Annotated in this window: 15 protein-coding genes and 1 tRNA gene; 10 read left to right on the top strand and 6 right to left on the bottom strand. The window is 65.7% G+C overall.

Annotated features, from left to right (window positions below; all coding sequences use genetic code 11):
* Positions 1–43 precede the first annotated feature (43 nt).
* From QQK63_RS11095 to pgi, 5 genes are all read left to right on the top strand, one after another.
* Positions 44–1,948: an ABCB family ABC transporter ATP-binding protein/permease gene (locus tag QQK63_RS11095; protein ID WP_277822723.1), complete on the top strand. Its 1,905-nt coding sequence runs from the start codon at positions 44–46 to the stop codon at positions 1,946–1,948.
* A 65-nt stretch (positions 1,949–2,013) separates the two neighbouring features.
* Complete coding sequence (locus QQK63_RS11090; protein WP_277822721.1) at positions 2,014–2,970, top strand: agmatinase; 957 nt, start codon at positions 2,014–2,016, stop codon at positions 2,968–2,970.
* 143 nt (positions 2,971–3,113) lie between these two features.
* Positions 3,114–4,562: a glucose-6-phosphate dehydrogenase gene (gene zwf / locus QQK63_RS11085; RefSeq protein ID WP_277822719.1), complete on the top strand. Its 1,449-nt coding sequence runs from the start codon at positions 3,114–3,116 to the stop codon at positions 4,560–4,562.
* A gap of 1 nt (position 4,563) precedes the next feature.
* Positions 4,564–5,235, top strand: coding sequence for a 6-phosphogluconolactonase (pgl, locus tag QQK63_RS11080; protein ID WP_277822717.1), 672 nt, complete (start codon positions 4,564–4,566; stop codon positions 5,233–5,235).
* 5 nt (positions 5,236–5,240) lie between these two features.
* Positions 5,241–6,848, top strand: a complete 1,608-nt coding sequence (gene pgi / locus QQK63_RS11075) for a glucose-6-phosphate isomerase (protein WP_277822715.1) — start codon at positions 5,241–5,243, stop codon at positions 6,846–6,848.
* Positions 6,849–6,909: 61 nt separating this feature from the next.
* Here the strand turns inward: pgi and QQK63_RS11070 are convergent, their stop codons facing one another.
* Positions 6,910–7,401 carry an acyl-CoA thioesterase gene (locus tag QQK63_RS11070; protein ID WP_277822713.1) on the bottom strand — a complete coding sequence of 164 codons (492 nt, stop codon included), beginning with the start codon at positions 7,399–7,401 and terminating at the stop codon, positions 6,910–6,912.
* Between the two features lie 99 nt (positions 7,402–7,500).
* Here QQK63_RS11070 and QQK63_RS11065 point away from each other — a divergent pair, with 99 nt between their 5' ends.
* Positions 7,501–8,529: an AbrB family transcriptional regulator gene (locus tag QQK63_RS11065; RefSeq protein WP_277822711.1), complete on the top strand. Its 1,029-nt coding sequence runs from the start codon at positions 7,501–7,503 to the stop codon at positions 8,527–8,529.
* Between the two features lie 207 nt (positions 8,530–8,736).
* Here QQK63_RS11065 and QQK63_RS11060 read toward each other — a convergent pair.
* The 5 genes from QQK63_RS11060 to QQK63_RS11040 form a co-directional block, all read right to left on the bottom strand.
* Positions 8,737–8,810, bottom strand: a tRNA-Gly gene (locus tag QQK63_RS11060).
* A gap of 47 nt (positions 8,811–8,857) precedes the next feature.
* Complete coding sequence (locus QQK63_RS11055) at positions 8,858–10,903, bottom strand: ASKHA domain-containing protein (protein ID WP_277822709.1); 2,046 nt, start codon at positions 10,901–10,903, stop codon at positions 8,858–8,860.
* A gap of 80 nt (positions 10,904–10,983) precedes the next feature.
* Positions 10,984–12,054 (bottom strand): methyltetrahydrofolate cobalamin methyltransferase, encoded by a 1,071-nt coding sequence (locus tag QQK63_RS11050; RefSeq protein WP_277822707.1) that lies wholly within the window; start codon positions 12,052–12,054, stop codon positions 10,984–10,986.
* Between the two features lie 18 nt (positions 12,055–12,072).
* Positions 12,073–12,981 carry a methylenetetrahydrofolate reductase gene (locus tag QQK63_RS11045; protein ID WP_277822705.1) on the bottom strand — a complete coding sequence of 303 codons (909 nt, stop codon included), beginning with the start codon at positions 12,979–12,981 and terminating at the stop codon, positions 12,073–12,075.
* Between the two features lie 28 nt (positions 12,982–13,009).
* Positions 13,010–13,336, bottom strand: coding sequence for a virulence factor (locus QQK63_RS11040; RefSeq protein ID WP_277822703.1), 327 nt, complete (start codon positions 13,334–13,336; stop codon positions 13,010–13,012).
* Between the two features lie 333 nt (positions 13,337–13,669).
* Here QQK63_RS11040 and QQK63_RS11035 point away from each other — a divergent pair, with 333 nt between their 5' ends.
* The 4 genes from QQK63_RS11035 to QQK63_RS11020 all read left to right on the top strand — a co-directional run bounded on the left by QQK63_RS11035 (position 13,670) and on the right by QQK63_RS11020 (position 18,869).
* Positions 13,670–14,848 (top strand): Ppx/GppA phosphatase family protein, encoded by a 1,179-nt coding sequence (locus QQK63_RS11035; protein ID WP_277822701.1) that lies wholly within the window; start codon positions 13,670–13,672, stop codon positions 14,846–14,848.
* Positions 14,849–14,988: 140 nt separating this feature from the next.
* Positions 14,989–16,404 (top strand): cryptochrome/photolyase family protein, encoded by a 1,416-nt coding sequence (locus QQK63_RS11030; protein ID WP_277822699.1) that lies wholly within the window; start codon positions 14,989–14,991, stop codon positions 16,402–16,404.
* A 102-nt stretch (positions 16,405–16,506) separates the two neighbouring features.
* Complete coding sequence (locus QQK63_RS11025) at positions 16,507–17,718, top strand: SAM-dependent methyltransferase (RefSeq protein WP_277822696.1); 1,212 nt, start codon at positions 16,507–16,509, stop codon at positions 17,716–17,718.
* Positions 17,719–17,741: 23 nt separating this feature from the next.
* The gene (locus QQK63_RS11020) at positions 17,742–18,869 is read left to right on the top strand and encodes a gamma-glutamylcyclotransferase (RefSeq protein WP_277822694.1); all 1,128 of its coding nucleotides are present in this window, start codon (positions 17,742–17,744) and stop codon (positions 18,867–18,869) included.
* Positions 18,870–18,922 lie beyond the last annotated feature (53 nt).

Here is an 18,922-nt window from a genome sequence, read left to right as displayed (position 1 = left end):
GGCGGGGCATAGGTAGTCGGCAAGACGCCCGCAAGGACAGACCATGCCAGCCGACACACGCGCAGCCGATACCGGCGCACAAGACAGACAAGCGGCCAAGACAGGCCGGGATCCTTCGCAAATTGCCGCTGCCGCGCGCGCCGATGCCGATGAGCGGCGGTCGGGGCTGCGCACGATCCGGAAGGTTTCCCCCTATCTTTGGCCGGTGGACAAGCCGTGGGTGAAGCAGCGCGTCGTTGCGGCGATGGGCTTTTTGATCCTGGCCAAGCTGATCTCGATCGGGACGCCGTTCCTGTACAAATACGCCGTCGACAGCCTTGGCGGCGATTTTGTTAGCCCCGCCTTCCTGCTGGGCTTGGGCGCGGTGGGCCTGACTGTGGCCTATGGCGTGGCGCGGGCGGCCAATGTGGGGTTCCAGCAATTGCGCGACGCGGTGTTCGCGCGCGTGGCGCAAGGCGCGCTCAGGCAACTGGCGCTCGAAACCTTCAACCATATCCACGCGCTGTCCTTGCGCTATCACATCACGCGCAAGACGGGCGGATTGAGCCGGATCATCGAGCGCGGGGTGAAGGGCGTCGATTTCCTGCTGCGGTTCATGCTGTTTTCCATCGGGCCGCTGCTGGTGGAATTGCTGCTGACGGCCATCGTGCTGGGGCTTTATTTCGACCTCAGCTACATGTTGGTCCTGATCGTCACCATCGTGCTTTACGTCTGGTTCACCTTCACCGTGACGGAATGGCGGGTGAAGATCCGGCGCGAGATGAACGCGCAGGACACGGATGCCAACCAGAAGGCCGTGGACAGCCTGCTGAATTTCGAGACGGTCAAGTATTTCGGCGCGGAAGCCCGCGAGGCGGAACGCTATGACCGCGCGATGGAAGGATACGAGGGGGCCGCGATCAAGACCGCGCTGTCGCTGGCGGTGCTGAATTTCGGGCAATCGCTGATCATCACGGCGGGGCTTGTCATCGTCATGGTGATGGCGGCCATCGGCGTGCAGCAGGGCGAATTGACGGTCGGTGATTTCGTGATGGTCAACGCCTTCATGATCCAGATCACCATTCCGCTGAATTTCCTTGGCACAGTGTATCGTGAGATCCGGCAGGCCTTGGTCGACATGGGCGAGATGTTCGACCTGCTGGAGCAGCCGCGCGAGATCGCGGACAAGCCCGGCGCGCCCGATCTGCGCGTGGCAGGCGGCGAGGTGCGGTTTCAAGACGTGCGATTTGCCTATGACCCAAGCCGTCCGATCCTGAAGGGTCTCGATTTCACGTTGAAGCCGGGCGAGACCGTGGCGCTGGTCGGGCCGTCGGGGTCGGGAAAATCGACCATCGGTCGGTTGCTGTTCCGGTTCTACGACGTGACGGGCGGGGCAATCCTGATCGACGGGCAGGATCTGCGCGACGTGACGCAGGTGAGCCTGCATGACGCCATCGGGGTGGTGCCGCAGGACACGGTGCTGTTCAACGACACGATCCGCTACAACATCGGCTATGGCCGGGCTGGGGCCACGGACGAGGAGATCGTCGCCGCCGCCAAGGCCGCGCGCATCCACGATTTCATCCTCTCCTTGCCCGAGGGCTACGAGACGGCCGTGGGCGAGCGGGGGCTGAAGCTGTCTGGGGGCGAGAAGCAGCGTGTCGGCATCGCGCGGACGCTTTTGAAGGATCCGCCGATCCTGCTTTTGGACGAGGCGACATCGGCGCTGGACACGGAAACGGAGCGCGACATCCAGAACGAGTTGCGGATGATGGGGCAGGGTAGATCCGTAATTACCATCGCGCACCGGTTGTCGACCGTGGTGGAGGCTGATCAGATCCTTGTTCTGGAGGCGGGCGAGATCGTGGAGCGCGGCACGCATGACGAATTGCTGGCGCGGGGGACGCGCTATGCCTCGATGTGGGCGCGGCAGATGGCCGAGGAGGAAGAGGCCGAGGGCGGGGCCTAGACGGGCCATGGACGGGCCGCGCGGCGGGAGGTAGCGTGATCTGAACCCAACCCGAGGTGCCCCTGATGTCCGATCCGTTCTTTCAGCCGCCTTCGGGCACGGAATTGCCGCGCTACGCGGGTGTGCCGAGTTTCATGCGGCTGCCCTATCTGCCGCCCGACCATCCGCGCCGGGGGGAGGTGGATATCGGGATTTTCGGGCTTCCGTGGGACGGGGCGACCTCGAACAGGCCGGGGGCGCGGCATGGGCCGCGGGGATTGCGCGACGCCTCGACCATGGTCCGGGAACGCAACCGCGCGACGGGTCAGGAGCCGTTCCGGGCGCTCAATATAGCAGATCTGGGCGATGTTGCGATGAGCCCGGTCGATCAGGATGCGGCGCTGGCGGCGGCGCAGGGTTTTGTCAGGGGAATGTTGGCGCAGGATATCCGGCCCTTCATGGTCGGGGGCGATCATCTGTGCACGCTGACGGTTTTGCGCGAATTGCGCGCGGCGCGGGGGGAACCCTTTGGCCTCGTGCTTTTGGACAGTCACACCGACCTTTACCCGCCCTATTTCGGCGGGGATGTGCTGACCCATGGCAACCCGTTCCGGCAGGCCATCGAGGAAGGCTGTCTGGATCCCGCGCGCTGCGTCATGGCGGGGATGCGGGGCACGTCCTACAACAACGAGGATTTCCAGTATGGCTGGGACCGCGGCGTCAGGATCGTGCCGATAGAGGAATGTGTCGCGATGGGCTGGCCCGCGGTGATGCAGGCGGCGCGCGAGATCGTGGGGGATGGGCCCTGCTACGTGAGTTTCGACATCGATTTCGTCGATCCCGCCTATGCGCCGGGAACGGGGACGCCCGAAGTGGGAGGGCCCACGAGTTTCGAGGCGATCCAATGTGTGCGCGCGCTGCGGGGGCTCGACATCATCGGGGCCGATCTGGTGGAGGTCGCGCCGCCCTTTGACACCGGCGGGATCACGACATGGCTGGGTGCGTCGGTGATGTTCGAGTTGCTCTGCGCGATGACCGGCTGACTTGGGCCTGCGGTTGTGCGTTGGGCGGGCCTTTTGCTAGACAGGGGCACGGGCAGGGTGTATCTGGCGGGAAAGGCTTCCGTTAGCGCTAACAAATCGTGAGATTTGCGCGTGTGGAGGCGGTCCGGCAGGGAAAGGCGATCATGGTTTCGCGTGTCATTCCGGTCGATCCGTTCGACCTCGTCATCTTTGGAGCCACCGGCGATCTGGCGCGGCGCAAGATCCTGCCGGGGTTGTACCGGCGGTTCTGCGACGGGCAGATGCCCCCCGAGGCGCGGATCATCGGCGCGGCCCGGACCGAGCAGGACAATGCCGCCTTTGCCGAGCAGGTGCGCGAGGCGATCGAGACCTTCCTTCCGGCCAAGAAGCGCGACCCCAAGGGGTTGAAGGCGTTTCTGGAGCGGTTGAGCTATGTGGCGGTCGATGCCCATGGCGAGGCGGGGTGGGAAGATCTGCGGGCCACGATGCGCGACAACGTGGTGCAGGCCTTCTATTTCTCGGTCGCGCCGGCGTTGTTCGGGGTTCTGGCCGAGCGGCTCCATCATTTCGAGATCGCGCGCAAGGATGCGCGCATCGTGGTGGAAAAGCCCTTTGGCCGTGATCTTGGCACGGCGCGGGAGTTGAACGCGACGCTGGCTGCGCATTTCGACGAGGCGCAGATCTACCGGATCGACCATTACCTGGGCAAGGAAACGGTCCAGAACCTGATGGCCGTGCGGTTCGGCAATACGCTGTTCGAGCCGCTGTGGAACGCGCAATACGTCGATCATGTGCAGATCACGGTGGCCGAAGAGGTCGGCGTTGGCGGGCGCGGGGCCTATTACGACAAGTCCGGGGCCATGCGGGACATGGTGCAGAACCACCTGATGCAGCTCCTGTGTCTGACCGCGATGGAGCCGCCGGCGCGGTTCGAGCCCGATGCGGTGCGCGACGAGAAGTTGAAGGTCATCCGCGCGCTCGACCCGGTCGCGCCTGTCGATATCGTGCGCGGGCAGTATCGGGCATCGGGCGATCACGCCTCCTATCTGGAGGATGCGGAGGCGGAGGTGAGCCGCACCGAAAGCTTCATCGCGATGAAGATCCATGTCTCGAACTGGCGCTGGAACCGGACACCGTTTTACCTGCGGACCGGCAAGCGGCTGCGGTCGCGCAAGTCGGAAATCGTGATCCATTTCAAGGAAACGCCGCATTCGATTTTTGACGCGGATGCGGGCAACCGGGCCAATGTCCTGTCGATCCGGTTGCAGCCCGACGAGGGCATCGACCTGCGGGTGACGATCAAGGAGCCGGGGCCGGGCGGGATGCGGTTGATCGACGTGCCGCTCGACATGAGTTTCGCGGATGCCCTTGGGCCGGAAGTGGCCGATGTTCCCGACGCCTACGAGCGGCTGATCATGGATGTGATCCGGGGCAACCAGACGCTGTTCATGCGCGGCGACGAGGTGGAAGCCGCCTGGGCCTGGACCGATCCGATCATCGCCGCATGGGAGGCGCGGGGCGACCGGCCCGTTCCCTATCACGCGGGCAGTTCGGGACCGGAGGAAGCGGCGATCCTGATGCATCGCGACAACCGCCGCTGGCGGGAGATCTGAGATGGACCTGATCGAATATCCCGACCGCGATCTGCTGATGCTGGGGTTGGCCGACCGGTTGACCGCCGATCTGGCCGAGGCGCTGCGCCTGAACGAGCGGGCGAGTTTGAGCGTGCCGGGGGGCACGACGCCGGGGCCTGTTTTCGACCTTTTGAGCGAGCAGGCGCTGGATTGGGACCGGGTGTCGGTTGTCTTGAACGACGAGCGTTGGGTGCCCGAGGACAGCCCGAGGTCAAACACGGGGCTGTTGCGCAAAAGACTATTGGTGTCAAAGGCCTCGGCGGCGACGTTGATCCCGCTTTACGCAGCAGTGGAGCGGCCCGAGGATTGCATCGAGGATTTGGCCGAAGGGCTTGAGCCGCATCTGCCGCTGTCGGTCGTCTTGTTGGGGATGGGGGCGGACATGCATACCGCGAGCCTGTTTCCCGGCGCGGACAATCTGGAGGCTGCGTTGGCCGAGGATGCGCCGCCCCTGATGGCGATGCGGGCCGAAGGCGCGGCCGAGCCGCGGATCACGCTGACGGCGCCGGTGCTGAAGGGCGCGTTGAGCCTGCATATCCTGATCACGGGTGCGGAAAAGCGCGCCGCGTTGGAAAAGGCGCAACATCTGCCCGCCCTGGAGGCGCCGGTGCGCGCCGTTCTGGGGCAGGCCGTGGTGCATTGGGCGGAGTGAGGGTGATGGACGCGATCTGGAGCGATCTCAAGGGCTTGGCCAAGAAGGTCGAAGGGCGCAGCATGCTGTCGCTGTTCGAAGATGACAGCCGCGCCACGCGGTTTTCGCGGCGTCTGGACGACATGCTGTTCGACTTCTCCAAGACGCAGATCGACGATGCGGTGTTCGCCGGGCTGATCAATCTGGCGCGGGCGGCGGAGGTAGAGGCGCGGCGCGACGCGATGTTTTCCGGGGTCAAGATCAACGAGACCGAGGGACGCGCGGTGCTGCATACGGCGCTGAGGGCCGAGGCGGGACCGATCCTTGTCGATGGTCAGGACGTGATGCCGGGCGTTCTGGCCACGCGGGCGCGGATGGCGGCATTCGCCGACAAGATCCGGTCGGGCGAGATCAAGGGCGCGGGCGGATCCTATACGGATGTGGTCAATATCGGGATCGGGGGATCGGATCTGGGTCCGGCGATGGCGACGCTTGCGCTGGCGCCATGGCATGACGGGCCGCGGATCCATTACGTCTCGAACGTGGACGGGGCGCATATCCATGACGTGCTGAAGGGGCTGGACCCGGCGCGGACGCTGATCGTCGTCGCCTCCAAAACCTTCACCACGATCGAGACCATGACCAATGCCGATACGGCGCGGGATTGGATGGGAAAAGCCGTGGCCGAGCCCGCGGCGCAATTCGCGGCCCTGTCGAGCGCGGTGGAGCGTACGAGCGCCTATGGCATTGATCCCGAGCGTGTCTTCGGCTTCGAGGATTGGGTCGGGGGGCGCTATTCGCTGTGGGGGCCCATCGGCCTTGGCCTGATGCTGGCAGTGGGGCCGGAGTGTTTCGGGGAATTCCTGCAAGGCGCGCGCGAGATGGATGCGCATTTCCGGGCTGCCGATCTGTCCGAGAATCTGCCGGTGCTGTTGGCGCTGGTGGGCATCTGGCACGCGCAGGTGCAGGGCCATGCGACGCGGGCGGTGCTGCCCTATGACCAACGGCTGGCGCGGCTGCCCGCCTATCTTCAGCAGTTGGAGATGGAGAGCAACGGCAAGCGCGTGGCGATGGACGGGCACGATCTGACGCTGCCCTCGGGGCCTGTGGTCTGGGGTGAGCCGGGGACGAACGGGCAACATGCCTTCTACCAGCTGATCCACCAGGGCACGCGGGTTGTGCCTTGTGAATTCCTGGTGGCGGCCAAGGGGCATGAGCCGGAGCTGGCGCATCATCACCGGCTGCTGGTGGCCAATTGTCTGGCGCAGGCCGAGGCGTTGATGCGGGGCCGGAGCCTTGACGAGGCTTTGGCCATCATGGCGGCCAAGGGTTTGGAGGGGGGGGACCTGCAGCGGCAGGCGCGGCACCGGGTTTTCCCCGGCAACCGACCCTCGACCATGCTGGTCTATCCCGAGTTGACGCCTGCGATGCTGGGGCGGATCATCGCGCTTTACGAGCATCGGGTTTTTGTCGAGGGCGTGATCCTTGGGATCAATTCCTTTGACCAATGGGGTGTGGAGTTGGGCAAGGAGCTGGCGCAATCGCTGGAGCCGGTTCTGGCGGGCAAGGCCGATGGTGCGGGCAAGGACGGCTCCACGCTGGCGCTTGTCGCCTTTGCGCGGGGGGAGGGTTGACCTCTCTCCGGTACGCGCGCGGCGCGGTCGGGCTGTTCCGTATTTGGGGGAAGATGAAGGATCAGGCGCTTTCAGGGATGGCGCCGTCGAGCCTTTGGAGGGCGTCGCGGGCTTCCATGGGAATCTTGTGGCGGCCGTTTCCGTGGCGGTCGAGCAGCACGATGATCGCGCTGCCCGCTGCCGTTTGCCGCGCGCCCGCGGGATCGGGGAGCCAGACGGCGTAATCCATCGTGAAAGACGTGGTGCGCAAGGCCCGCGTGCGGCCCGTCACCACGTAATCCATCGCCTGATACATTTCGGCCAAGTAGTCGCAACTGGCGTGTTTGAGGACAAGGCGCGGGCTGTCGGGGCCGTAATCGGTGACATGGCGCGCGGCGAGATAGGGCAGGCGGAAGCTTTCGAACCAGCGCAGATAGGCGGTGTTGTTGACGTGACCCAGCGCGTCGATCTCGCCGAAGCGGACGCGGTCGGCAAGGCCGAAGCCCCAAGGGGCGGGGATACCCAGGGCGCGCAGCGCCGGGGCGTCGAGGGGCGTGTGATAGCGCAAATCCATGGCGCATGGTTTGGCGCGGGGCGTTCGGCGGTGCAAGCCCGCTTGAACCCGGCGCGCAATCGCGGTTTCTGGGGCGAACGGGACATGCGGGCGGGCGGAATGCGCAGGACGATCTACGAGACAGGACTGACGCTGGTCATCGGGGCTGCGGGGGCCGTGGTGTTTTGGCTGATCGGATTTCCGGCGGCGGTTCTGACGGGGCCTGCGGCAGCGGTATCGGTGGCCACGCTGATGGGGGCGCCGACGCTGATGCCCGCACGGCTGCGCGACGCGGTGTTCCTGATCATCGGGGTGACGATCGGCAGCACGGTCACGCCCGAGGTGATCGCAACCGCGCTGACCTGGCCGATATCGCTGGCGGTGCTGGTTGCGACCTTGGTGGCGGTGATCGTGGGGGCGCAGCAAGCGTTGATGCGGGTCTTCGCCTATGACCGGATGACGGCCCTGTTGTGCGCGACGCCGGGGCATCTGAGCTATGTGTTGACGCTGTCCACGGAACTTGGGGCGGATGTGCCGCGCGTGGCCTTGGTGCAGACGGTGCGGGTGTTGTTGCTGACTTTGGCGGTGCCGGTTCTGATCGCGCTGTGGGGGGTGGAAGGGCAGGCCTATCTGACCGATTACGGCGCGATTGCGCCGCTGGCGCTGGCGCTGACCTTTGTTGCGGCGCTGGCGGTCGGTTGGGTGTTCTTGCGCCTGCATGTGCCTGCGGCGCTGGTTCTGGGCGGGATGGCGGTGTCGGCCTTGGGGCATGGCAGCGGGCTGACGCCCGGGGTGATCCCGGCATGGCTTCAGATCGGGGCGTTTTTATGCATGGGTACGCTGATCGGGACGCGGTTTCGGGGGTTTGATCCGCGCGGCATCTGGGCGGCCTTGGGCGCAGGGATGGTGACGACGCTGGTGGCTTGTGCCGTGGCATCCGTGGGCGCGGTGGTGGCGTCTTGGATGATCGGGTTGCCGGCGGCGGCGCTTTTGTTGGCCTTTGCGCCGGGGGGCGTGGAGGCGATGGCGGCGATCGCGGTCGAGACGGGGCTGGAGCCTGCCCTTGTCGCGGCGCATCACGTGTTTCGTCTGTTGGTTCTGACGGTTCTTGTGCCGGTGATGATCGCGCGGGCAAGGACGGGTGCTTGACAGGAAAAAGGGCCGCACCGGGAGGAGGTGCGGCCCGAAGTCGGGTCAGGGAGGGGAAAACCGGGCGGGCCGGGAGGAGCGGGCCCGCGGTTTCGACAGGTTGAAAGTGCACAGGGATCGCGGCGTCATTGCGGCGCGTTCAGGATGATCCGAAGGAATTTTCGGGGATCGCAGCGGGCTGGCCCAAGGGCAACAGCTGTCCGGTTTTGGAGCGGGTAACGGGAATCGAACCCGTAACTGAAGCTTGGGAAGCTTTCGTGATACCTTTTCACCATACCCGCATCACGAGGGTCAGATAGTCCCGTGGGGCCGGGGGCGTCAAGGCCCCTCAGCCGCGTCGGCGACGCCGCCCGCCTTCGCCGCCCGGCGCGGATCCGGAGGCGCCGAAGGCCACCTGCGGGAGGGTCGCGATCTTGGCGAGTTCCGGGAAAGGATCGGTCGCGTGGGGGATGGCGTTGGCGTTGACGAAATGTTCCTGAAAGCGGGGTTCGATGGCGGTTTCGATCTTGTCGATCCGGCGCACGATCTTTTCGATCCTTTGGCGCGCCTCGCGGCTGCAAAGGGCGATGCGCGCGCCGTGGCCTGCGGCATTGCCGGCGCTGGTGACGTGGTCGAGGGACGCGTCGGGGATCATGCCCAGCACCATCGCGTGTTTGGGGCTGATATGCGCCCCGAAGGCGCCCGCGAGGACGACGCGGTCGACGCGTGTGACGCCGCGCTTGTCCATGAGAAGGCGTGCGCCCGCGTAGAGCGCGGATTTGGCGAGCTGGATGGCGCGGATATCGCCCTGGGTCACGGTGATGCGGGGGCCGCCCGTGGCGGTCGCGTCATGGACGAGATAGGCGAAGGTGCGGCCCGTGGGTTCGGCGCGGGTTGTGCCCGTCGCCTCCGGCCCGCCGATGAGGCCCGAGGCGTCCAGAAGGCCCGCCATGCGCATTTCGGCCACGGCCTCGATGATGCCCGAGCCGCAGATGCCGGTGACGCCGGTGTCCTTGGTGGCCTCGGCGAAACCCGGATCGTCGGACCAGAGATCACAGCCGATGACGCGGAAGCGGGGCTCCTTGGTCACGGGGTCGATTTCGATCCGTTCGATGGCACCGGGCGCTGCGCGTTGGCCCGCGCTGATCTGCGCCCCCTCAAACGCCGGTCCGGTGGGGGAGGAACAAGCGAGAACACCGGTCTTGTCGCCCAAGAGGATCTCGGCATTGGTGCCGACATCGACGATGAGGGTGAGGTGATCGGCCTGATCGGGTTCCTCGGACAGCGCGACGGCGGCGGCATCGGCCCCCACATGGCCTGCGATGCAAGGCAGGAGATAGACCTGTGCGGCAGGTGCGATGGTGGACAGGCCGATGTCGCGGGCCGCAAGCGTCATGCTGCCCGATGTGGCGAGCGCGAAGGGCGCTTGCCCCAGTTCGACCGGATCGATGCCCAGAAGAAGATGGTGCATGACCGGGTTGCAGACGATCACGGTTTCCATGATCAGCGCGGGATCGATGCCGCCTTCGGCGGCGATTTCGGTGGCGAGGGTGGCGATGGCCTGCTGGACGGCGGCCGTCATCTCGGCATCGCCGCCGGGGTTCATCATGGCATAGCTGACGCGGCTCATCAGATCCTCGCCGAAGCGGATCTGGGGGTTCATGAGGCCCGAGGAGGCGAGCACGCGCCCATCGGCGAGGTCGCAGAGATGCGCCGCGATGGTGGTGGAGCCAAGGTCGATGGCAAGGCCATAAAGCCCGCCCTCATGCAGGCCTGGCCAGACACCGAGGATCTGGAATTCATCTGTATTCGCAGGCTGATGCAGGGCGACGCTCACCTGCCACTTGCCCTTGCGAAGCGCCGGTTGCAGCTGTTGCAAGACGCTTAGCGGTGCCGTGACCTTGTCGATCTGCCATTGGTCGCGGAGGGCGGATTGAAGGCGTTCGAAATCGCCCGAGGGTTCGTGCATGTCGGGTTCCACAACCTCGACCAGAACGAGGCGCGTGGCCGGGTCCATGGTGATGGCGCGGGTGGAGGCGGCCTTGCGCACGACCTGGCGGTGGACCTGAGACTCGGGGGGAACATCGACGACGATATCGCCCTGAACAATCGCCTGACAGCCGAGACGGCGGCCGGGCTTGAGGCCGCGCACGCGGTTGTAGCGGTCTTCGACGGCGTTCCATTCGGAAAGCGCGCCGTCGCGCACTGTGACGCCGTGCTTGGGAAAATCCCCGTAGGAGGGGGCGATCTGGCATTTGGAGCAGATGCCGCGCCCGCCGCAGACCGAATCCAGATCGACGCCCAGCTGGCGCGCGGCGGTCAGGATCGGTGTGCCGACCGGGAAATGCCCGCGCTTGCCCGAGGGGGTGAAGATGACGAGAGGATCGGTGGTCATGCGGCGGTATCTGGTCCTGTTTTGTCAGACAACAAGATGCCGCCCCTCGGGGCGACATCCGTGAACATGGTTGGGGTCACTCAGCCTGCGCGACGCCGCCGTCCGCCGGCACGCCCACCGCGCAGAGCCGCGTCGGGATCTTGGTTGAACTTGATCCAAGCGGCCCCGCCATCATCTTGATTCATCAAGAAATTCGCGGCGCGGATCGCCTCCATCTCCTTGCCGGGGCGGGGCTTGGTCGAGCCCATTCCGAAAAGTTTGACGAAGACCTCGTCGTCCAGATCGGGGGGGAGCATGATGCCCGCCGCCTCGATCTCGGCCTTTTTCGCGGCGATGGCCTTGGGGCCCACGGGTAGGGTGATGGGGTTCATGATGGCGCTGGTCATGCCCGCGCCATAGGCCATGGGCAGGAAGGCGTTGTTGATCCCGTGGCGGTTGGGCAGGCCGAAGGAGATGTTGGAGGCGCCACAGGTCGTGTTCACGCCCAGTTCCTCGCGCAGACGGCGCACAAGGGTGAAGACCTGCTGACCCGCCGTCGCCATGGCCCCGATGGGCATGACGAGCGGATCGACCACGATGTCATGGGCGGGAATGCCGAAATCGGCCGCGCGTTCGACGATCTTTTTGGCCACGGCAAAGCGGACATCGGGATCTTCGGAAATGCCGGTGTCGTCGTTGGAGATGGCGACGACCGGGACGTTGTATTTCTTGATCAGCGGCAGGACGATTTCGAGGCGTTCCTCCTCGCCGGTCACGGAATTGACCAGCGGGCGGCCGTGCGCGACGGCCAGACCCGCCTCGAGCGCGCCGGGGACCGAACTGTCGATGCAGATCGGGCAATCCGTCACCTCCTGCACCACGCGGATCAATTCGGGCATCAGCATGGGTTCGACGAAATTGTTGTCGGCGTAGCGGGGGTCTTCGCCCATCTTGTTGGAAAAGACCGCGCCGGAATTCACGTCGAGCACGGTCGCGCCAGCCTCGACCTGGGCCACGGCGTCGGATTGCACGCGGGAGAAATCGCCGCGCTCCAGTTCCTCGTTGAGGATCTTGCGGCCTGTGGGATTGATCCGTTCGCCGATGACGCAGAAGGGCTGATCAAAGCCGATCACGGTGGTGCGGGTCTGCGATTCGATGACGGTGCGGGTCATGGTCGGGTTCTGTTCCTGTCAGGTTTGGGGGATCGGGGCAGCACCGCCATGGGCGGTGGCCCAGTCGGCATTGGTCTTGATGCCGCCAAGAGGGAAGAAATGGATCGCCTCGATCGACTTGCCGCGGCCCTTGGCGCGGGCCTGGGCCAGCGCGGTCAGGATGTCGTCCGGCTCGAAGGGCAGGAGCAGTTTCGACACGTCGCGGGCGCGCTTTTGCAGGACCGAGAGCGAGGGGCCGACGCCACAGGCGATGGCGAATTTGATCAGCGTCTGGAGTTTTGCAGGCCCCGCCACGCCAAGGTGGATGGGCATGGTGATGCCGTTTGCCGCGAGCCTGTCGGCCCAGTCGAGAACCGGCGGCGCCTCGAAGACGAATTGGGTCGCGATGGCGAAATCCGCGTCGGACCGGTTGGCGAAAGCCTGTTTCCAACGGAGTGCCGCCATCACCTCGGCCTCGCCGCCATCGCGGTCGATGTCGCGATTGCCCTCGGGGTGGCCCGCGACATGGAGCCGGGTGAAGCCGTCGAAGAGGCCGGTTTCCAGAAGCTGCATGGAGGCGTGGAAATCCCCGCGCGGGCTGGCGATGCCGCCTGCGAGGATCAGGGCCTGCGTCACATCGGCCTCGCCCCGGTAGCGGGCGATCATGTCGGCCAGCGTGGCGCGGTCGGGGATGGAGCGGGCTGGGAAATGCGGCATCGGCTCGAAGCCTTCGGCGCGCAGGCGGCGCGCGGTGGCAAGCATGTCCTCGAACGGGGTGCCGTCGATATGGGCGATGTAGACGCGGGTGCCGCGGGGCAGGAGCGCGCGGAAATCCTCCACCTTTTCGGCGGTGCGCGGCATCACCTCGATCGAATAGCCAGCCAAAAGCTCAGCCAAGCCGGTGGGCGCGGGCGCGGTGTCGCGCGAGCGGAATTTCAGGAGTGCCATCATTTTCTCCCTCAGGGCGGCCATGGGATCAGGGCGCGCCCGTGTTTGCGGATGTGTCGGTGTCATGTCCGTCGGCCGCGATCAGGCTTTTGAGGCGGTCGGCATCATAAGCGGCATCGAGGCGCGCGATTTCGGCGGCGGCGATGGCGGCTGGATCGCCTTCAGCCTCGCCTGCGGGGACGCGACGCCATTCAGCGAGATAGGCGTCCTCGTCCTTCGCGCCGATTTTCATCGCGCAGCGGTCGATGGCTTGTTCGAAACGCTCGGGCAGCACAGCCTTGGACCCGGTCCGGCCCTTGCCCACGATGACCTGGGCGGGGATGTCGCGCCAGAAGACATGGGTGATGGCGGGCATGGTCGGGTCCTTTGGTCTGGCCTGAAGCCTTGGGTTGAGGCGCACCATAGGCGAGGCCGGGTGCGGCACGGGTTCCGAATTCGACACAAGCCGGATCGGGAGCGACCCGGCCTGCCATGGGAGATAGCCGCAAGGCGCATCGGGGGCGAGGGGCGGGGCGACCCATAATTCTCATGAAGATGTTGAAGCGGGTTGCCGCATGGCGTCGCGGCGTGCCGGTGCACATGAGGGGCGAGGCCTGCCTTCTGGCACAACCTTTGGCGGAGGAATTCATTGTGACGGGGCGCGGTGGTTGCTACATTGCCTCCAACACCTGATTTCCGGAGGCCCCGCATGTCGCGCAAGCGCAAAGGCGGCGCCGGTCCGTTCCCCAGCGTCGTGGCCAATGTGGTGCCCTTGGTGCCGATGGCCGACGCAGCAGTCGAACGGCGCCTTGCGCCCGATCCCAAGCTCGAGCCGCGGCCCGATCCAGCGGACCTGTATGCGGCGCTAGACCTTGGAACGAATTCGTGTCGGATGCTGATCGCCCAGCCCAAGGGCAACCAGCTGCATGTCGTCGACAGTTTTTCCAAGAGCGTGCAGCTAGGGCAGGGGTTGGAGGCTTCGGGACGGATGTCGCGCGCCTCCATGGCGCGGGCCGTGGGCGCGCTGAAGATCTGCCAAAGAAAGCTTGAAAAGCACCGGGTGAGCCGGATGCGGCTGGTTGCGACCGAAGCATGTCGGCGCGCGTCGAATGCGGGTGAATTCATCAGTGTCGTCAAGCGCGAGACGGGGCTGGCGCTCGAGATCATCAAGCCCGAGGAGGAGGCGCGGCTGGCGGTCGTGTCCTGCGCGCCGCTGGTGTCGATGAAGACCGAGCAATTGCTGGTGGTCGATATCGGGGGCGGGTCCACGGAGCTGGTCTGGATCGATCTGAGCCGTGTGCCCCCGGTGGAGCGGCCGCGCGCGATCATGCGGCTGCACCAGGGTTTCGATCACGAAGAGACGGTTTTTCCCCGCGCCAAGGTGGTGGACTGGATTTCCATTCCGCTGGGGGTGGCGACGCTCAAGGACATGTATGCGGACGTGGCCGATGACGGTGCGCGCTTTGCCCTGATGAGCTGGTATTTCGAGGAGCAGCTGGCGGGCTTTTCGCCCTATGACGACGCCGCCGACCAAGCCCGCGAAGGGTTCCAGATCATCGGGACGAGCGGGACCGTGACCACGGTGGCGGCCTCGCATCTTGGGTTGAAGCGCTATGACCGCAACAAGGTGGATGGGCTCCGGATGACCTCGGACCAGATCGACCGGGTGATCCAAGATTATCTGGCTCTGGGTCCCGAGGGGCGGCGGCGCGACCCGCGCATCGGACGCGACCGGCAGACGCTGATCATGTCGGGGGCCGCGATCTTGCAGGCGCTGTTGCGCGCTTGGCCGACGGACCGGTTGAGCGTGGCCGACCGGGGCCTGCGCGAAGGGCTGCTTTACGCGCAGATGTCGGCCGATGGCGTGCTGGAGGACGGGCCGTTCTGAGCGCTCTTGACGGGCGGTGGGGCGGCGGGTGCGTCGGGCCGTCCGTATTTGGGGGAAGATGAAGGGCAGGGTTTGGCTTGACCGTCCGGCGCAAGCGCTAGCTTCTCGCGGCACAGAGCAGCCGAAAGACCAGACCCGCCATGACCGAGCCCGTGATCTACTGGACCCGCCGGGATTTCCGCCTGTCGGACAACCCGGCCCTTGTCGCCGCCTGCGAGAGCGGCGCGCCCGTCATCCCGGTTTTCCTGTACGACGAGACGATCGACACGCTGGGGGCCGCGCCGAAATGGCGGTTGGGTCTGGGGGCGGAGGCTTTTGACGCGCGGCTGGAGGAGGCGGGGAGCCGGTTGATCCTGCGGCAGGGCGATGCGCTGGAGGCCTTGCGCGCGCTGATCGCGGAAACGGGCGCGCGGGCCGTGCATTGGAATCGGCTTTACGATCCCGTCAGCCGCAAGCGCGACGAGGCGGTGAAAGCAGGGCTGAAGGCCGACGGTGTGACGGCGGTGAGCCATGCCGGGCATCTGGTCCACGAGCCGTGGACGGTCGAGACGGGAACAGGCGGGTTCTACAAGGTCTATACACCGTTCTGGAAGGCGGTGCGGGGGCGCGATGTGGCCGAGCCTTTGGCCGTGCCCAAGCTGCGCGCGTCGGAGGTCTGGCCCAAGAGTGACGCGATCGAGGATTGGCATCTGGGCCGTGCGATGGATCGCGGCGCGGCGGTGGTAAAGCCCCATTGTGTGATCGGGGAAGCGGGCGCGCAGGGGCGGCTTGGGGCCTTTGTCGCGCATCGGATCGCGGAGTATGCCGAGGCGCGCGACAAGTTGGATGTCGATGGCACATCGGGCTTGTCGGAGAACCTCACCCATGGCGAGATTTCGGCGCGAGCCTGCTGGCACGCAGGTGTGCGCGTGATGGAAGAGGGCAAGGCCGGGGCGGAGACATTCCTCAAGGAATTGATCTGGCGCGACTTCGCCTATCACCTCGTCCATCATACCCCCCATATCGTCGAGCGGAACTGGCGCGAGGAATGGGAGGCGTTTGGCTGGAACGAGGATGCCGATTATGCCGATGTCACGGCGTGGCGGCGGGGCCGGACGGGCATGGCCATCGTCGATGCCGCGATGCGCGAGATGTATGTGACGGGGCGGATGCACAACAGGGCGCGGATGCTGGTCGCCTCCTACCTGACCAAGCACCTGTTGACCCATTGGAAGATCGGGATGGATTGGTTCGCCGAGTGCCTGATCGATTGGGACCCCGCGTCGAATGCGATGGGATGGCAATGGTCGGCGGGATCGGGGCCGGATGCCACGCCTTATTTCCGGGTCTTCAATCCCGAGACGCAGGCCGAGAAATTTGACCCGCATGGCCGCTATCGCCGCGCCTATGTCGCGGAACTGTCGAACCGCCCGCCCGAGACGGCGCTGGCCTATTTCGACGCGGTGCCGCGGTCTTGGGACATGGCGCCCGATCAATCCTATCCGTCGCGGCCGGTGGTCGATGCTGCCGAGGGGCGCAAGCGGGCGCTGGACGCCTACGAGAACAGAGGATTCTGAGGCACGTCGGGCCCTGCGGCGTGAAAGCGGCGGGGCGAAACAATCAGGGCTTGTGCGACGTGGTTCGTTCGGTCCAAATCGGACGCCAGACAAGAGGATTGCATGGATATCAAGACAAGCACGAAGGGAGAGGACAATCTCCCCCGATATTTCGCGGCGGTGTTCGAGACCGCGACCAAGATGAAGCACGGCAGGCTCGACATGGTGCTGCCCGACGGCCGGGTGTTTCGCGCGGGCGGCCATGCGCCGGGGCCGGTGGCGGAACTGGATATCCACAATCCCGAGATTTTCGCGCGGCTGATCCGCGAGGGGGATCTGGGGTTTTGCGAAGCCTATCTCGACGAATGGTGGTCGACGCCGGATCTTCAGGCTTTCATGGATCTCGTGCATGCCGACAACGAGGAGGTCTATGACGGTTTCCTCGGGATGGGGCTGGTGCGGGCCTATGAGCGGCTGCGGTTCTGGTTGCAGTCCAATTCCAAGCGACAGGCCAAGAAGAACATCGCCCATCACTACGATCTGGGTAATGATTTCTACGGCCTGTGGCTGGACGAGACGATGACCTATTCCTCGGCGCTGTTCACCACCGGGCAGGAATCGACCGAGGTCGCGCAGATCGCGAAATACGCCAGCATGGTCGACCAGATGGGCGCGCAACCCGGCGATCACGTGCTGGAGATCGGCTGCGGCTGGGGCGGGTTTGCGGAATACGCCGCCAAGGAGCGGGGGTTGAAGGTCACGGGCCTGACGATCAGCCGCGAGCAATACGATTACGCGGTGGCGCGGATGGCACGGGCGGGGTTGCAGGACCGGGTCGAGATCAAGCTGCAAGACTACCGTGACGAGCGCGGGCAATATGACGGCATCGCCTCGATCGAGATGTTCGAGGCGGTGGGCGAGCGCTACTGGCCGGTCTATTTCAACACGCTGCGCAAGAATCTGAAGCCGGGCAAGAACGCGACCTTGCAGATCATCACGGTGCAGGACCGCCGTTGGGAGGTCTACAAGCGGGGCGTGGATTTCATCCAGAAATACATCTTTCCGGGCGGCATGTTGCCGGCGCCGAAAGTGTTGCGCGCCGAGGTCGAAAAGGCGGGGCTGCGGGTCGCGCATTCCATCGAATTCGGCGAAAGCTACAGCCAGACGTTGCGGCGGTGGCACGAGACGTTCAACGCGCGTTGGCCGGAAGTGGCGGCCTTGGGCTTTGACGACCGGTTCCGGCGGATGTGGAATTTCTACCTCACGTCCTGTGCCGCGACCTTTCATTTCGGCAATACGGATGTGACGCAGATCACGGTCACCCGGCCCGCCTGAGGCGGGGCCGGAGCGGGGCTTTCATGGCGGCGATCTTTTTGTTCGGCACTTTGCTGCATGCGCCCCTGTTGCGGGCGGTGGCGGGAGAGGATGTGCCGAGCGTGGAGGCCGCTTTGCCCGATGCGGCGGTCGCGGGCGTGGCGGGTGCGCCCTATCCCGTCCTTGTGCTGCGGGACGGGGCGCGGGCCCGGGGGCAGTTGATCGAGGTTTCGGGTGAGGCGCTTGCCCGGCTTGATTTCTACGAGGCGTGTTTTGGCTATCTGCGGTCTCCGGTAGAGGTCGTGGTTGCGGGTGTGGTGCGGGCGGCAGAGGTTTGGCGGCCCGGCCCCGGCATGACGGCCGCGACGCCGGAGGGTGATTGGTCGCTTGATGCATGGGTGCGCGACTGGGGCGCATTGGCCGTGATCGCCGCGGGCGAGGTGATCCGCCAGCGGGCGGGCGGGGCGACAGCCGCCGAGGTGGGCGCGCGCTACTGGATGATCGCGGCCCGCGCGCAGGCGGAGGTGTCCGCCGGTGCATGGCGCAGGCCCGCACGTGTAGGGAAGAATCCTGCCCGCGACGCGGTCGAGGTTGTGGAGCGCCACCATCCTTACTCCGGCTTTCACACGGTCGAGGACTTGGTTTTGCGCCACCGGCAATTCGACGGGGCGCTGTCGGAGCCTCAGCGGCGGTCGGTGTTCCGCGCGGCGGATGCGGTGACGGTGCTGCCCTATGATCCTTTTCGCGACAGGATCCTCGTGATCGAGCAATTGCGCATGGGGCCCTTCGTGCATGGGGATGCGCATCCGTGGCTCTTGGAGCCTGTGGCGGGCATGATCGACGCGGGCGAGACGCCCGAGGCTGCGGCGCGGCGCGAGACGGTGGAGGAAGCAGGGCTTGAACTTGGCGCGCTGCATCCTGTCGCGCGCTATTACCCCAGCCCCGGCGGGTTGGCGCAGGTGCTGATCTCCTATGTCGGGATTGCCGATCTGCCCGACGGGGTGGCGGGGACCGGCGGACATGTCTCGGAGGGGGAGGATATCCTGTCCCATCTCGTCGATTGGGAGACGGCCCGCGCCATGCTGGAGGGCGGTGACATGGCGAACGCGCCCCTGATCTTGTCCATGCAATGGCTGATGCTGCACCGGTCGCGGTTGCAGGAGGAAGCCTGACCTCCTCGCGCCGCCGTGATCGGCGGGACGCGGAGGATCGGGTTGAGGTTTCC

It is taken from the genome of Roseicyclus marinus (genome assembly GCF_030163795.1).
Classification (GTDB): Bacteria; Pseudomonadota; Alphaproteobacteria; order Rhodobacterales; family Rhodobacteraceae; genus Roseicyclus; species Roseicyclus marinus.
Note: the sequence above shows the minus strand (reverse complement) of the source record. Positions and strands in the feature narration are given on the sequence as shown.

Bases quoted from the DNA above. Each gene is read 5' to 3' on its own strand.
- QQK63_RS11020 (WP_277822694.1), top strand. From the start codon at position 17,742: ATGGCGGCGATCTTTTTGTTCGGCACTTTGCTGCATGCGCCCCTGTTG.
- QQK63_RS11025 (WP_277822696.1), top strand. From the start codon at position 16,507: ATGGATATCAAGACAAGCACGAAGGGAGAGGACAATCTCCCCCGATAT.
- zwf (WP_277822719.1), top strand. From the start codon at position 3,114: ATGGTTTCGCGTGTCATTCCGGTCGATCCGTTCGACCTCGTCATCTTT.
- pgl (WP_277822717.1), top strand. From the start codon at position 4,564: ATGGACCTGATCGAATATCCCGACCGCGATCTGCTGATGCTGGGGTTG.
- QQK63_RS11090 (WP_277822721.1), top strand. From the start codon at position 2,014: ATGTCCGATCCGTTCTTTCAGCCGCCTTCGGGCACGGAATTGCCGCGC.
- QQK63_RS11045 (WP_277822705.1), bottom strand. From the start codon at position 12,981: ATGGCACTCCTGAAATTCCGCTCGCGCGACACCGCGCCCGCGCCCACC.
- QQK63_RS11055 (WP_277822709.1), bottom strand. From the start codon at position 10,903: ATGACCACCGATCCTCTCGTCATCTTCACCCCCTCGGGCAAGCGCGGG.
- pgi (WP_277822715.1), top strand. From the start codon at position 5,241: ATGGACGCGATCTGGAGCGATCTCAAGGGCTTGGCCAAGAAGGTCGAA.
- QQK63_RS11065 (WP_277822711.1), top strand. From the start codon at position 7,501: ATGCGCAGGACGATCTACGAGACAGGACTGACGCTGGTCATCGGGGCT.
- QQK63_RS11050 (WP_277822707.1), bottom strand. From the start codon at position 12,054: ATGACCCGCACCGTCATCGAATCGCAGACCCGCACCACCGTGATCGGC.
- QQK63_RS11095 (WP_277822723.1), top strand. From the start codon at position 44: ATGCCAGCCGACACACGCGCAGCCGATACCGGCGCACAAGACAGACAA.
- QQK63_RS11030 (WP_277822699.1), top strand. From the start codon at position 14,989: ATGACCGAGCCCGTGATCTACTGGACCCGCCGGGATTTCCGCCTGTCG.
- QQK63_RS11040 (WP_277822703.1), bottom strand. From the start codon at position 13,336: ATGCCCGCCATCACCCATGTCTTCTGGCGCGACATCCCCGCCCAGGTC.
- QQK63_RS11035 (WP_277822701.1), top strand. From the start codon at position 13,670: ATGTCGCGCAAGCGCAAAGGCGGCGCCGGTCCGTTCCCCAGCGTCGTG.
- QQK63_RS11070 (WP_277822713.1), bottom strand. From the start codon at position 7,401: ATGGATTTGCGCTATCACACGCCCCTCGACGCCCCGGCGCTGCGCGCC.